Genomic DNA, 14,920 nt, shown 5'->3' with positions numbered 1-14,920 from the left:
ATAGCGTTCAATTCTAATACGAAATGGGTCAATAGAAATTTTAGGGACGCTTTATTTTTGGGGAAAGAAAATAAAATAAACACGTTATGAAAATTGGATTTAGATTACAAAAGGTATTCCTTACAATTACAGCATTAGGCTTCTTTGCCTGTGGTCCTATGGTCAACACAACTAAAGTCACTTCAAAAAATTTATCCAACTATGAGACTTTTGCATATTTACCGAACGGAAATTTTGATGAGATAGAGGGTTATAATGATAATACGGTAGGCACAGCAGTAATCTCCAGGGTAAATGAAAACATGAAAGATTTAGGATATGAACTGGATCGTGACGAACCGGATTTGTTGGTCCTAATCGGTACTCAAACCGATACGGAACAAACGAGGGTTAAAGAACCTGTTTACGCGACTTACCCAACTTATTATACGACCAATTACAGGGTCGGTAATTTGTACGAACCATATTACTATTATGGATATGCTGACTATACCCAACTTATTGGTTATGATGTAGATTATGACACCTATAAGGAGGGAACACTCATGTTAAGTATTGTTGACCGGGAAACAAAGAATGTACTTTGGAAAGCAAATGCTTACAACTTCATTGCAAAAGGCCAAAATAATTCTAGGGCAATTGCAAAATATGTTGATGATATTTTCGCCAAATATCCCGTGAAGAAATAACCCTAAATATGGATTAAGCCCAATATTTAAAAACCGTAATGGGACCATGAAAATAACCGATGAATTCTAAGTCATCGGTTATTTTCTATCCACTCCTTGGCATTGACAAAAGCAGCTAACCAAGGGGAAACTTCGTCGTTTCTATCCGTAGGATAATAGGCCCAGTTCCAAGGAAAGATGGAGCGTTCAATATGAGGCATAGTAACCAAATGGCGGCCCGTTTTGTCACAGACCATCGCGGTGTTAAAATCGCTCCCATTGGGGTTGGCGGGATAAGCATCATAGCCATATTTAGCTACGATATCATAATTATCCTCGGTAAGTGGTAAACTGAATTTACCTTCGCCGTGCGATATCCAAACACCTAAAGTTGCTCCTTCTAATGATGATAACATAACGGAGTTGTTCTTTTCGATTTTCACGGACGTGAAATTACTTTCATGCTTTCCAGAATCGTTATAGGTCATTTTACCATGAGTTTCATGTTCTGGATTAACGAGGTCTAACTCCATAAACAGTTGGCAACCGTTACAGATTCCCACGGACAAGGTATCGGGTCTAGCAAAAAAGTCCTTAATGACCTTGTTCGCACGCTCATTATATTTAATAGCTCCTGCCCAGCCTTTGGCACTACCCAGTACATCCGAATTGGAGAATCCACCAACGGCCCCCAAAAATTGGATATCTGCTAAGGTTTCTCGCCCAGAGATTAAATCGGTCATGTGCACATCCTTAACATCAAAACCAGCTAAGAACATAGCATTTGCCATTTCACGCTCAGAATTACTTCCCTTTTCCCTAAGAATGGCAGCTTTTGGTTTTTTGCCAGAAGGAATTACGGGTAATTTTCCGCTAAAGTCAAATGGTAGCGTGTATTTGAGCTCTTGCTGTTTGTAATTTTGGTAGCGTTGCTTTGCCAGGCCTTTTGCCGTTTGCTTGTCATCCAGCAAATAGGAAGTCTTGTACCAAGTGTCACGGAGCGATGATATATTTAGGCCCATCTCCATACCATCATTTTTAATGGTAAGTTTAGCTTCATGGGTAACTTCACCAATTTTTTTCAAATCGATTTGAGCATCCACGAGTAGTTTTTCAATGATATTATCTTTCAATTGAAAAACGATTCCTGCATTTTCCGAAAACAATAGTTTAATGGTGTCGGATTCCTTTAAAACGGAAAGGTCCAAGTCCGCTCCCAATTCGTTGTCCGCAAAGCACATTTCTAAAAAGGTCGTTATTAATCCACCCGATGCAACATCATGACCAGCAAGTACTTGCCCTTCTTTGATCAAAGTTTGCATTAAATCGAAAACGGACTTAAAATAAGCATCGTTCTTAATGGTCGGAGCTTCATTTCCAATGGCATTTCGAACTTGGGCAAAAGAGGACCCGCCCAATTTGTATGCGTCCTGAGATAAGTTGATATAATAAATGGACCCGCCATCCTTTTGAAGCACAGGCTCTACCACTTTTGTAATATCGTTGCAATTTCCGGCAGCGGAAATTACGACCGTTCCTGGGGATAGAACATCACCATCTTGATATTTCTGTTTCATGGATAAGGAGTCCTTTCCTGTGGGCACATTGATGCCCAAAGCGATGGAGAAATCTGAAATTGCCTGTACCGCCTCATAAAGTCTAGCGTCCTCGCCTTCGTTCTTGCACGGCCACATCCAGTTGGCGGATAAAGAAACGGATTGTAAGCCGTCTTTTAACGATGCCCAAATAATATTCGTTAAAGCTTCGGCAATACTATTTTTACTACCTGCAGCCGGGTCGATCAATCCAGAAATGGGGGAGTGGCCAATAGAGGTGGCAATCCCTTCCTTTCCTTTAAAATCAAGCGCCATTACGCCCATGTTGTTCAAGGGTAATTGCAAGGGTCCGGCACACTGCTGCTTGGCAACTTTTCCACCCACACAACGATCTACTTTATTGGTCAGCCAATCTTTGCAGGCTACCGCTTCCAGTTGTAATACTTGATCTAGATAATCATGAAAAAATTCCAAACTGTATTCGGGATTTTTATAGTCCCGTTTCACGGACGAATCGGTCATCACGGTCTTTGGAGAACTTCCAAAAATATCGGATAGATGAACGTCCATTGGTTTTTCGCCAGTAGTTTTAGATTCAAAGGTAAATCGGTCGTCACCTGTAACATCTCCAACCTCGTACATGGGAGATCTTTCACGATCTGCAATCCGTTTTAAAAGGTCTACATCGTCCTTTCCAATAACGAGGCCCATTCGTTCTTGGGACTCATTCCCAATAATTTCCTTGGCGGATAGGGTAGGGTCACCAACAGGAAGTTTGTCCAAATCTATTTTTCCGCCTGTTTCCTCTACCAATTCGGAAAGGCAATTGAGGTGTCCACCAGCACCGTGGTCATGGATAGATACGATGGGGTTTTCATCGCTTTCCACCATACCACGTATAGCATTTGCGGCACGTTTCTGCATTTCTGGATTGGAGCGTTGTATTGCATTGAGTTCTATGGCCGAACTAAATTCCCCGGTATCCGCACTGGAAACGGCAGCTCCACCCATGCCTATGCGATAATTGTCGCCTCCTAAAATTACTATTTTATCCCCGTTTTCAGGTTTGTCCTTTAGTGCTTGTTCCGCTTTACCATAACCTATGCCACCTGCCTGCATGATGACCTTGTCGTAGCCCAATCTTCTATTCTGCTCCTTGTGCTCAAAAGTGAGGACCGAACCCGAAATTAAGGGTTGCCCAAATTTATTACCAAAATCCGACGCACCATTGGACGCCTTGATCAAGATATCCATCGGAGTTTGATACAGCCAGGGTCGCTCAGCCATTCCTTTTTCCCATGGTCTATCTTTTTCCAATCTGGAGTATGCGGTCATATAAACCGCTGTGCCGGCCAAGGGTAGCGAACCTTTTCCTCCGGCCAATCTATCCCTGATTTCTCCTCCCGACCCCGTAGCAGCACCATTAAACGGTTCTACGGTAGTTGGAAAGTTGTGGGTTTCCGCTTTTAGGGAAATGACCGAATCAAAATCTTTTTCCTCGTAAAAATCGGGCTTGTCTGCACTTTTTGGCGCGAATTGTACGACTTTGGGTCCTTTTACAAAAGCAACATTGTCCTTATAGGCCGAAACGATACTATTAGGATTTTCTTGAGAAGTCTTTTTGATTAACTTGAAAAGTGAGGAGGGCATTTCCTTGCCATCAATCACAAAAGTTCCATTAAAAATTTTGTGACGACAATGTTCCGAGTTCACCTGGCTGAAGCCGAAGACTTCTGAATCGGTCAATTTTCTACCCATTTTTTCGGAAAGACTCTCTAAATAAGCCACTTCCTCATCGCTTAAGGCCAACCCTTCCTTTTGATTGTAGGCAGAAATATCGAGTACGGACAAAATCTTATGTGGGACAACATCGATTTTAAAAATATCCTGATGCAAACGCTTATATTTTTGAGATAGCATCGGGTCAAAATCTGTAAAGGCCTCTTCCACAACATTAAATTCCTCAATACGTAAGATTCTTGAAATCCCCATATTTTGGGTGATTTCGGTGGCATTCGTACTCCATGGGGTTATCATGGCCGCCCTGGGTCCAACAAAAAAGGCGTCCAGGGACGCCGCGTTGATTTTTGGTCGGTTGCCGAACAACCATATTAACTTTTCTGTATCCTGTGCGTTGATTTCTTGAGTGGTTTGGACGGCAAAAACTTTAGTTGCCAGGTCTCCAAAGAAATAAATCATAATTGCCTATCTATTGAGCGGTTAGGAAAGTGCAAAATTACGATTTTAAGGCTTGTTTTTGCATCCAAGAAGGAACAGTTTTCAACCAGTTGTGTTGATAATATAAAAACTGAAATTGTTCACTATCCCCACAACTAAATACCGGTCACCAGCTTTTAAATTTCATCCCTAATAAATCAGAATGCTATTGGTTTCTTGGTTTGTTATTGAGAAACTGGTAATACTTCCGCAAACTAATATGAGAAGTAAAGAGATTTACCTATCTTTTAATCGCTAATTCAAAACCATTATGAGACAAAGAACTATACTCCTTGCAGCCGCATTTTTGTTGTCCTGTGCAAACTCCTTTTCCCAAAAGAAACTATCCAATAAAAAAATAGAAAAATTGAAGTCGGAAGCTGCTTCGATTGTGGAATCGAACAAGAAGCAATCCCAGGTTATGGTGGATAAGATTTTCAGTTTCGCGGAGCTTGGATTTCAGGAAACGGAATCCTCTGAATACCTTACGGGGATATTGAAAGAAAATGGTTTTGAGATAGAAAACTCCATTTCCGGTATTCCTACTGCCTGGTTTGCGACCTGGAGTAACGGTAAAGGACCTACCATAGCTTTAGGGAGTGATGTGGATTGTATTCCAAAAGCTTCACAATATCCTGGGGTAGCCTACCACAAACCTATCGTTGAGGGGGCGCCTGGACATGGTGAGGGTCATAATGCGGGTATTCCCTTGAATATTTCTGCCGCATTGGCCGTAAAACAGCTAATGGAACGTGAAAATATAGGTGGAACATTACTTCTTTGGCCCGGTATTGCAGAGGAGCTTGTGGCGGCCAAAGCCTGGTACGTTCGGGACGGGCTTTTTGATGATATAGACATGTGCATATTTACCCATGTAAGCAATAATCTAACTGTATCCTATGGACCAACTCGCGGCACTGGTCTCATTTCAGTGGAGTATTCGTTTGATGGGGAATCCGCACATTCTGCAGGAGCTCCGTGGCGCGGCAAAAGTGCATTGGACGCAGCGGAACTGATGAATATTGCATGGAACTACAAGCGCGAACATCTACATCCCTTGCGTCGTTCGCACTCTATCTTCACCGATGCTGGGGACCAGCCTAACGTGGTACCTTCCAAGGCTGCTATCTGGTTCTATTTTAGGGATATCAAGTATGATGGCATTATGGAAATGTACCATGAAGCTAATGATATTGCCAAGGGTGCGGCCATGATGACCGGGACTACGGTAACCTCAAAAATATTGGGAGCCGCTTGGCCGAGACATTACAATAAGGTGATTGCAGAAACCATGTATAAAAATATAAAGCAGGTAGGATTACCCGATTGGTCGGAGGCAGACCAGAAGTTAGCGAAGGCGGTTCAAACAGAGGTGAATTCCGAAAAGATTGAAGGGCTGGCCACCAAACTTGATACTATAGGTCTACCTGTAATCGAACCTATAAGTGGTGGCTCGGATGATATAGGCGACATCTCCTGGAAAATACCTACGGTGACCATGCGTTTTCCGTCTAACATTCCAGGTCTACAAGGACATCATTGGAGCAATGCTATTTCCATGGCTACGCCAATTGCCCACAAAGGAGTTGTTGCAGGTGCCAAAGCCGAAGCTATGACCATTTTGGATTTTCTTTTGAAACCAGAACTGCTTGAAGGGGCATGGGATTATTTTAATAACGAACAGACCAAGGAAACCAAATTCATACCCATGATTTCAGAAGATGATATGCCACCCATATACTTGAACGCTGATAAACAGGGACAATTTAGGTCCGAATTGGAGAAATTTTATTACGATGAGACCAAATACGACACCTATTTGGAACAATTGGGTGTGGAGTATCCTACTTTAAAGGAGTAGCTGGAAATATAAGAATACCTATTTCTTTTCTAGTAGTGCCATGTAAAATCCGTCAAAACCACTTTTGGAGGCATAGATTTTTTTATCGCTGATTATTGAGAAATCGGAACCCTCATCACTTGATAAAAAAGATTTGACCTGGTCTAGATTCTCTTGAGGAAGTATGGAACAGGTAGCGTAAACCATTTTACCGCCCGGTTTCAGTATTTTACTGTAGCTGCGGAGGATTTCTTGTTGTGTTTTTGTAATCCTTTCAAGAAAATCGGGTTGCAACTTCCATTTGGTATCCGGGTTTCTTCTAATTACGCCTAGTCCAGTGCATGGCGCATCTATCAATACCCTGTCCGCGCTGCCATACAGTTTCTTAATCACTTTAGTGGATTCTATTTCCCGAGGTTCAATGTTATGCGCACCGTTTCTTCTCGCGCGCCGTTTCAGCTCTTTGAGTTTGCTAGAATAAATGTCCATGGCAATCAACTGACCCTTGTTTTCCATTAATGCAGCTAGGTGAAGTGACTTTCCTCCCGCGCCCGCACAGGTATCCACCACGCGTTGACCAGGTTTTACATCCAGCATTTCCGCAACGAGTTGGGAGGATGCGTCCTGCACTTCAAAAAATCCATTTTTAAAGCTTTGGGTAACAAAAACATTGGCACGCTCAGGCAATCGCAACGCCAGGGGATATCCTTTAATAGGGTTCGTAACAATACCTTCGTCCAATAAAGCTTTTCGCAACTCCTCTTTAGTGATTTTTAGCGTATTGGTCCTCAGAATAACCTCTGCAGGTTCATTGAGTTTGGCAATTTCCTTGGTCCATAATTTTTCGCCTAAAGATTTTTCACATAGTTCGTCTATCCAGTTGGGAACCGCTTCACGGTACTTCCTGATTTTAGAGAGTTCGTCAAACTTTCCTTTTATACGACGTTCTGGTGTAGGTTCTAGCTGTTTCCAGTCCGGTAATGATATTCCCTTTAAAACCGCCCATACCGCCCACATACGAAACAGGTCGGGCCTGCTAAACGGTGCCTTTACTTCAGCAATTTCAGCATACAGTCTTTTGTAACGCACCATTTCGTAGGTGGTCTCCGCAATGAATCCACGGTCGCGGGCTCCCCATCTTTTATCGAACTTCAGTACTTTTTGGACCACCTTATCCGCATATTCTCCCTCATTGAAAATTAAGTTCAAGGCATCGATTACGGCAAATACTAAGTTCCGGTGTAGTTTCATCTCTAAAAAAATTTAAGGGTGCAAAGGTATTGTTTTAGTAGCGATTCCCTTTATTTTTGAGAAACTTTATACCTATGCGATATATAACGATTGTATTGATTTTCAGCGGTCTCGTTTCCTGTTCAGATACTGAAAGGAAGAAGCTTTTTACATCCGTTTCAATTGAAAATTTATATCAAGACTCGTTAAGTATCCGTGCTATTGAAGTCATGGGAAATAGTCTGGCTTTCGCTGGAAGTAACGGTGCATTTGGAACAGTGGATTTATCCAATGGTAAAGTAAGGGCGAACGTTGAAAAGTACCATACGACTATTCCAGAATTCCGAGCGGTGGCGCATACATCGATTGACTTTTTTATGCTTTCGGTCGCAAATCCTGCGTTACTATATAAAACCGGGGATAATGGACGTATGGAACTCGTATATATGGAAGAAGATGAAAATGTATTTTATGATGCTATGATCTTTTGGAACGATAAAGAAGGTATAGCCGTTGGAGATACGATGAACGGTTGCCTAAGTATCATCATTACTAGAGATGGAGGAAACAATTGGGAAAAGCTATCCTGTTCTGACCTGCCGGAAGGTATTGAGGGCGAAGGTGCCTTTGCGGCCAGTAATACCAATATCGAAGTCTTTGGTGAAGCCACTTGGATAGCTACCACAAAGCGAGTTTTATATTCTAGTGACAAAGGACGAAGCTGGGAAAGTTACCAAACACCTATTAAAACGACTGAGCCCACCACGGGAATCTATTCGATTGATTTTTATGACCAAAATCTTGGGGTGGCCATAGGAGGGGATTATACAAACCCCGAAAATAACATTGGAAATAAGGCTATTACCGAAGACGGAGGTAAAACATGGAGTTTGATTGCCGAAGGAAAAGATCCAGGATACAAAAGCTGTGTTCAATTTGTCCCCAATTCTGATGGGAAGGAAATAGTGGCTATAGGGTTTAGGGGAATTTCATATTCAAGCGATAGGGGTAACTCTTGGATAAAACTTTCGGATGAGCCTTTTTACACGCTTCGCTTTAAAAATGATTCCGTTGCCTACGCTGCGGGTAAAAATCGCATTTCCAAGCTGACATTTAGATAAAAAAGACCCCAATGATTTAAGAACCGTTGGGGTTTGAACACTTTAGTCTATTTTAACTGAAACGGTTTTCTAAAATAATCATCGGTAACCGCCACCGCCTTTGTTGTGACGGTACTGTTTAATAAGCTGTCTTTTAAATTCCTCCTCCGAGCGTAACAGCAACAATGTCTTTTTTGCGGTAATCACTTTGCTAATTTCCTTAAGAAAAGACCGATCTAATTCCTCTTCTTCCTCTTCAAAACTTAAAAATTGTTTGAGTAGTTCCTCGGCCTCCTTTTCGGTCAAAGCGGCTGCATCCCGTATTTTACTTTTAATTTGGGTACGCTCTTTTTGTCGCAGAGCTTCTCGTTTATCCTCATAGTCGTTGTAAACCGGCCAAAATTGCTGTGCTTCTTTTGCACTCAATTCCAAACGGTCCGTTATAAAGGCCACTTTTAAGGATTTTATTTTCTCCCTATTTTCTGTACGCTGCCCAAATGACAGAGTCATACAGCATAAAAAGGCAATAAGTATCAATTTATTCATCATCCTCTAAATTTAGTTCATCAAAATTATCTGTATTTTCATCTATGTAGTTTACTATGTGTTCATCATTGAATTGAGTGTCTAAAAAATCTCTCAATTCAAGACCATCTACCGGGATTTCTTCGGCAATTTCATAAGAACTCAATTCAAAATCATTGTTTTCAAAATAAGCTTCAATATCGGAATTTGCCAAATCGGTAAAACTGATTTCTTCGGAGGAATTCCAGAATATTCCGAACAACAACAAAGTTACCGCTGCTATGGAAGCTGCCGCTAAATAATAATTTCTATATGGACGCAATGGGATGACTTTGACATCATCATGCAACCTTTCTTTTATCCTGTCATTCAAGCCATCAAAATAACTGTTGGGAACCCTAAAACCATCATCTTTTCCATTGATAGAATCAAGGTGGCTAGGTGCTTCATCAGATAGCCGTTCCAATAATTTATCCTGAAAACTATCGAAATAGCCCTCTGGAGTTTTAAATGGGTTTTTGTTATCTTTCTTTTTCATCCTATTTATTTGACTATCAATTCCTTTAATAGTTTAATCGGCTTTTAAATGTTCCTCTACTTTCTTCGCCGCTAAGTGATACGATGCTTTCAAACCACCTACTGAAGTATCTAGAATAGTTGAGATTTCCTCATATTTCAATTCTTCAAAGTACCTCATATTGAACACCAATTTTTGTTTCTCGGGTAGTGTGGCTATGGCTTTTTGGAGTTTCAATTGAATTTCATCCCCTTCAAAGTAAACATCTGCCTCCAAATTCTGAAGTGCCCGTTCCTGATATTCTGCATCACCCAAGCCTAATTTTTTTGATTTTAGTTTCAAAAAACTCAGGGATTCGTTGGTAGCGATACGGTACATCCAGGAAAAGAGTTTGCTATCTCCTTTAAAACCGTCAATATTGCGATACACTTTAATAAACGTGTTTTGTAGGACATCGTCAGCATCATAATGGTTCAACACAATCCTGCGGATATGCCAATAGAGTCGCTCTTTATAAGTGCTTACCAGCACTTCAAAAGCATGGGATTGAGTTTCCTTAGCTTTTAATTCTTGAATTAGTGATTCTTCCGCAATCAACCTTATCGGTTTTGGTTCTACTTTTGGACTATAAAAATAGGAAAAGGTTTAAGGCTTAGGGAAAATTCGAGATTATAAGACAGAATAATTGCCTAATTTTAGCTAGGGAGCCAAGGATTGCATCTCCACTAATTTTTTATACGTGCCATTTTTCGCAAGTAACTCCGTATGAGAACCTTGTTCCACAATTTTACCCTTTTGCAAAACTACGATTTTATCGGCATTCTGAATGGTAGACAGACGATGGGCGATGACAATAGAGGTTCTGTTCCTCATCATTTTTTCCAAAGCGTCTTGTACCAATCGTTCACTTTCCGTGTCCAAAGCAGAAGTAGCTTCGTCCAAAATCATGATAGGTGGGTTTTTCAGAACGGCTCTTGCTATGGATAGTCGTTGTTTTTGACCACCACTTAACTTATTCCCACTGTCACCAATGTTTGTATTGTACCCATTAGGTAAATCAATTATAAAATCATGGGCATTGGCAATTTTGGCAGCCTCGATAATTTCATCATCTGATGCGTTTTCCTTACCAAGACCAATATTATTTTTGACCGTATCATTGAATAGAATGGAATCCTGTGTCACAAGCCCCATTAATCCTCGCAAGGATTTTTTGGTCAGGTGTTTGATGTTGGTGCCGTCTATGGTAATTTCTCCCTCGTTTACATCGTAAAAGCGCGTTACTAAATTGGCGATGGTACTTTTACCACTTCCCGACTGACCTACTAAGGCGACGGTACTACCTTTTGGTACGGAAAGGTCAAAGTTCCGCAATACATACTCGTCCTCATATTTGAAAGAAACGTTTTGCAACGAGATTTCAGCATCAAATCTAGACTTAACGACCGCATTTTCAATTTCTGAAATTGGATTTTTAGTTTCTAATATTTCCAATACCCTTTCTGCCGCTGCATTTCCTTTTTTTACGCCATAGGAGGCTTTGCTGATAGCCTTTGCCGGTGTAAGAATGTTGTAAGCGAGCCCCATATAAGCTATAAACGAGGATGCGTCCAACGTTTCGTCGACCAATACCATTTTTCCTCCATACCAAAGTAGCACCCCAATTACTAGAATACCAAGAAATTCACCGGTAGGTGAAGCTAAATTTTGTCGGTTCAACAAAGTATTGCTAAAGTCGAAAAAGCGCTTGGTAGAATTAGCGAAAGTGTTATAAAACCGTGATTCAGCATTAAAAGCTTTAATTACGCGAAGACCTCCCAGAGTTTCCTCAATAATGGATAAGAATTCTCCTTGCTCCTTTTGAACCCTATCCGATTTCTTTTTTAGTGATTTCCCTATTCGAGATATAATCATGCCTGCAATAGGTATAAAAATGAATACAAAGAGCGTCAATTTCCCACTTATACCGAACATTATCAGTATGGTAAAAACGATAGTCAGGGGTTCTCGGATTATCAATTCCAAAATAGATAAGAAAGAATGTTGTATTTCTAATACATCAGAGGTAATCCTGGCAATAACATCTCCTTTTCTCTTCTCTGAATAATAGGAAATGGGTAATTCAGTAATTTTCTGGTACATACCATTTCTGATATCCTTCAGAACCCCGTTTCTTAGAAAAGTAATGAAATACATGGCCAGATAGTTAAAAAAGTTCTTTAACAGAAAAAGAACAAGCACAAGACCTATTACTAAAATTAGACCTTTCATTTCATCGTTACCGGAATATGCGGTAACCTCGTAGTTGATCAAGTCCTGTAAATAATCTTTCAGGTGACCTATTTCAGTATAGACCGGTTTCTCGGTAACTTTTTTATTAGGGGTAAAAAGCACATCCAACATGGGGATTAAAGCCGCAAAGGAGAGGGCACTAAACAACGCGTAAAGTATGTTGAAGAAAATATTTAAATAGCCGTATTTGCTATAAGGTTTCGCAAAGCGAAGAATTTTCTTGAAATAATCCATTAAGTCAATTTAAGCTCGCTTAAAATGCTTTGAATTTTTGCATCTAGGCTAGCGGCGACCGCTTTATAATTTTCCGCCTTGTCCAATTTTGTATTCGTGCTAATATAAAACTTTACCTTAGGCTCAGTTCCGCTTGGTCTTGCGGCAATACGTGTTCCGTCCTCGGTTTCATAAATGAGTACATTGGATTTGGGAATATCAATAGTTTTTTCTTCACCGGTTAGAACATTTTTTGCAGTAGAGGTGTTGTAGTCCTCTATCCATTTTACTTTGGAACCGGCAACGGACTTTACCGGATTATCCTTGAAATCTTTCAACATCTGTTTGATTTCCTCTGCGCCACTAATCCCTTTTTTGGTAATGGATACTAGATGCTCTTTATAGAAACCGTAATCTACATAACAGTCAATTAAATCTTTGTAAAAAGAACTGCCATTTGCTTTTGCCTGTGCCGCGATTTCACATGCCAATAGGGTAGAGGTGACCGCATCCTTGTCACGTACAAAGTCACCGACCATATAACCAAAACTTTCCTCACCACCACCGATGAATTTAGAGTCGGGGAAGTCTTTTATCATTTTCCCGATCCATTTAAAACCGGTCAGTGCTGTTTTGAATTCCACACCATATGCTTTGGCCATTGCTTCCATCATTGGAGTAGAAACTATGGTCGTGGCTATAAATTCATTTCCCTTAAAACCTTTCTTCTTTTGTTGTTCTAGGAGGAATTTTGTCATTAGAACCATGGCCTGGTTTCCGTTCACGATTTCCATTTTACCATCCAAATTTCGCACGGCAATTCCTAAACGGTCACTATCTGGATCGGTACCCACAACCATGTCGGCACCAATTTCCTCGGCCTTCTTAACGGCCATTGATAAAGCTTCAGGCTCTTCTGGATTAGGAGATTTTACCGTTGGAAAATCACCATCCGGTTTTGCTTGTTCCGCAATAACCGTTACATTTTTATAACCGGCCCGCTTCAAAACTTCTGGAATAGCCGTAATTGATGTGCCGTGCAAAGAGGTGAAAACAATTTTGAAATCATCTTTTCCATCGGCATTAAAATTCCCATTAGTTACAGAAGCTTCAAAAAAGGCCTCATCGACCTCTTCATCTATCATTTCGACTAAACTTTCATTAGCATCGAACTTAATGGATTCATAGGGAAGTGAATTAATCTCCGCTATGATTTCTCCATCCTGAGGGGGTACTATTTGTCCTCCATCGCCCCAATACACTTTGTAACCGTTGTATTCCGGTGGATTATGCGATGCGGTAAGCACAATTCCTGCATGACAGTTTAAATGGCGAACGGCAAAAGATAACTCTGGTGTAGTGCGTAATTCCGAGAATAAAAAAACTTTAATTCCGTTGGCAGAGAATACCTCTGCAACTGTTCGTGCAAGCGTATCGCTATTATGGCGGCAATCATAGGCGATTACTACCTTAACCTCTTCATCGCCATATACCTTGTTCAGGTAATTGCTGAGACCTTGTGTACTTTTTCCTAGTGTATATTTATTAATTCGGTTAGTTCCTGCACCCATAACCCCCCGCATTCCTCCCGTACCAAATTCCATGTTCTTATAGAAACGGTCCTTAAGTTCTTCCGTATCATTATCTATAAGATGTTGAATTTCTTTTTTTACGGCAGGGTCAAAAAAATCCGTCAGCCAACTTTTGGCGGTATCAAGAATATTGTTCATTTAGTGTTCGGTTTTATGTAGCTATTAAATTTACGAAGAATATTAATTTTGTTCAGCTTTCATATTTATTTCTTCCGATATTTTATAGCGTGGTTCATTTTTTCTGGATCGTGTCAACATCTCCCCAAGGAATCCTGCCAGAAACAACTGTGTTCCAATGACCATGGCCACCAATGCAATGTAGAATTGCGGCCTATCTGTAATTAATCTCCCGAAAGGATTTATAAAAAGTTTGTCTATACCCAAATACAAAGCAAATCCAAAACCTATGATAAACATCAAAACGCCCCAAGCGCCAAAGAGATGCATTGGACGTTTGCCAAATTTGGAAACGAACCAAATCGTTAATAGGTCCAAGAATCCATTTATGAATCTTTCCATACCAAATTTAGTTTTGCCGTATTTTCGGGCTTGGTGTTGAACCACCTTTTCCCCAATATTTATAAACCCCGCATTTTTTGCAAGAACGGGAATATAGCGATGCATTTCTCCCGAAACTTCAATATTTTTTACTACCTCTTTATCAAAAGCTTTCAGTCCACAGTTGAAGTCGTGTAATTGTACGCCAGATGTTCTTCTTGCCGCCCAATTGAATAATTTAGAAGGCATATTCTTGGAGAGTACCGAATCGTACCTTTTCTTTTTCCACCCAGAAACTAGACTATACCCCTCGTTTTTAATGAGGTCATAAAGTTCCGGTATCTCTTCAGGATTATCCTGCAAATCTGCGTCCATGGTAATGACAACTTCACCTTGCGCTGTTTTAAACCCGGCATGTAAGGCTTGTGACTTACCAAAATTTCTTGGAAAGCGGATACCCTTAACATTAGAATTTAATCTGGAAAGCTCAGTAATAACATCCCATGAACCGTCCGTACTACCATCATCTATAAATAGGAGTTCATATGAAAAACGATTGTATTGCATCACGGATACAATCCAATCATGAAGCTCTTTGAGCGATTCTTCTTCGTTAAGTAAAGGAATTACAATGGATAGCTGCATTGGTTGCTTCAGGAATTCCTTTCAAAA

At 40.6% G+C, this 14,920-nt stretch carries 11 protein-coding genes; 3 read left to right on the top strand and 8 right to left on the bottom strand.

The window, feature by feature from the left end; translation table 11 throughout:
• Positions 1–86 precede the first annotated feature (86 nt).
• The gene (locus tag N8A89_RS00475; RefSeq protein ID WP_281540474.1) at positions 87–689 is read left to right on the top strand and encodes a DUF4136 domain-containing protein; all 603 of its coding nucleotides are present in this window, start codon (positions 87–89) and stop codon (positions 687–689) included.
• 71 nt (positions 690–760) lie between these two features.
• Here the strand turns inward: N8A89_RS00475 and purL are convergent, their stop codons facing one another.
• The gene (gene purL, locus N8A89_RS00470; protein ID WP_281540473.1) at positions 761–4,423 is read right to left on the bottom strand and encodes a phosphoribosylformylglycinamidine synthase; all 3,663 of its coding nucleotides are present in this window, start codon (positions 4,421–4,423) and stop codon (positions 761–763) included.
• A gap of 289 nt (positions 4,424–4,712) precedes the next feature.
• Between purL and N8A89_RS00465 the strand changes: the two genes are divergently transcribed.
• Positions 4,713–6,302 carry an amidohydrolase gene (locus N8A89_RS00465; RefSeq protein WP_281540472.1) on the top strand — a complete coding sequence of 530 codons (1,590 nt, stop codon included), beginning with the start codon at positions 4,713–4,715 and terminating at the stop codon, positions 6,300–6,302.
• An 18-nt stretch (positions 6,303–6,320) separates the two neighbouring features.
• On the opposite strand, the gene N8A89_RS00460 is transcribed toward N8A89_RS00465, so the two are convergent.
• A complete protein-coding gene (locus tag N8A89_RS00460; RefSeq protein ID WP_281540471.1) occupies positions 6,321–7,532 on the bottom strand; it encodes an RsmB/NOP family class I SAM-dependent RNA methyltransferase in 1,212 nt (403 codons plus the stop codon).
• Between the two features lie 74 nt (positions 7,533–7,606).
• Here N8A89_RS00460 and N8A89_RS00455 point away from each other — a divergent pair, with 74 nt between their 5' ends.
• The gene (locus N8A89_RS00455; protein ID WP_281540470.1) at positions 7,607–8,632 is read left to right on the top strand and encodes a WD40/YVTN/BNR-like repeat-containing protein; all 1,026 of its coding nucleotides are present in this window, start codon (positions 7,607–7,609) and stop codon (positions 8,630–8,632) included.
• 78 nt (positions 8,633–8,710) lie between these two features.
• On the opposite strand, the gene N8A89_RS00450 is transcribed toward N8A89_RS00455, so the two are convergent.
• The 6 genes from N8A89_RS00450 to N8A89_RS00425 all read right to left on the bottom strand — a co-directional run bounded on the left by N8A89_RS00450 (position 8,711) and on the right by N8A89_RS00425 (position 14,893).
• Complete coding sequence (locus N8A89_RS00450) at positions 8,711–9,160, bottom strand: hypothetical protein (RefSeq protein WP_281540469.1); 450 nt, start codon at positions 9,158–9,160, stop codon at positions 8,711–8,713.
• Positions 9,150–9,674 carry a hypothetical protein gene (locus N8A89_RS00445; RefSeq protein WP_281540468.1) on the bottom strand — a complete coding sequence of 175 codons (525 nt, stop codon included), beginning with the start codon at positions 9,672–9,674 and terminating at the stop codon, positions 9,150–9,152. Before N8A89_RS00445 ends, N8A89_RS00450 begins: the two co-directional genes overlap by 11 nt.
• 33 nt (positions 9,675–9,707) lie before the next feature.
• Positions 9,708–10,250, bottom strand: coding sequence for an RNA polymerase sigma factor (locus tag N8A89_RS00440; RefSeq protein WP_281540467.1), 543 nt, complete (start codon positions 10,248–10,250; stop codon positions 9,708–9,710).
• 102 nt (positions 10,251–10,352) lie between these two features.
• On the bottom strand, positions 10,353–12,179 hold the full coding sequence (locus tag N8A89_RS00435) for an ABC transporter ATP-binding protein (RefSeq protein ID WP_289644704.1): 1,827 nt from the start codon (positions 12,177–12,179) through the stop codon (positions 10,353–10,355).
• Positions 12,179–13,888: a phospho-sugar mutase gene (locus tag N8A89_RS00430; protein ID WP_289644703.1), complete on the bottom strand. Its 1,710-nt coding sequence runs from the start codon at positions 13,886–13,888 to the stop codon at positions 12,179–12,181. Before N8A89_RS00430 ends, N8A89_RS00435 begins: the two co-directional genes overlap by 1 nt.
• Positions 13,889–13,930: 42 nt before the next feature.
• Positions 13,931–14,893, bottom strand: a complete 963-nt coding sequence (locus N8A89_RS00425) for a glycosyltransferase family 2 protein (RefSeq protein ID WP_289644702.1) — start codon at positions 14,891–14,893, stop codon at positions 13,931–13,933.
• Positions 14,894–14,920 lie beyond the last annotated feature (27 nt).

Source organism: Maribacter aestuarii (genome assembly GCF_027474845.2).
GTDB classification, from domain to species: Bacteria; Bacteroidota; Bacteroidia; order Flavobacteriales; family Flavobacteriaceae; genus Maribacter; species Maribacter aestuarii.
Note: the sequence above shows the minus strand (reverse complement) of the source record. Positions and strands in the feature narration are given on the sequence as shown.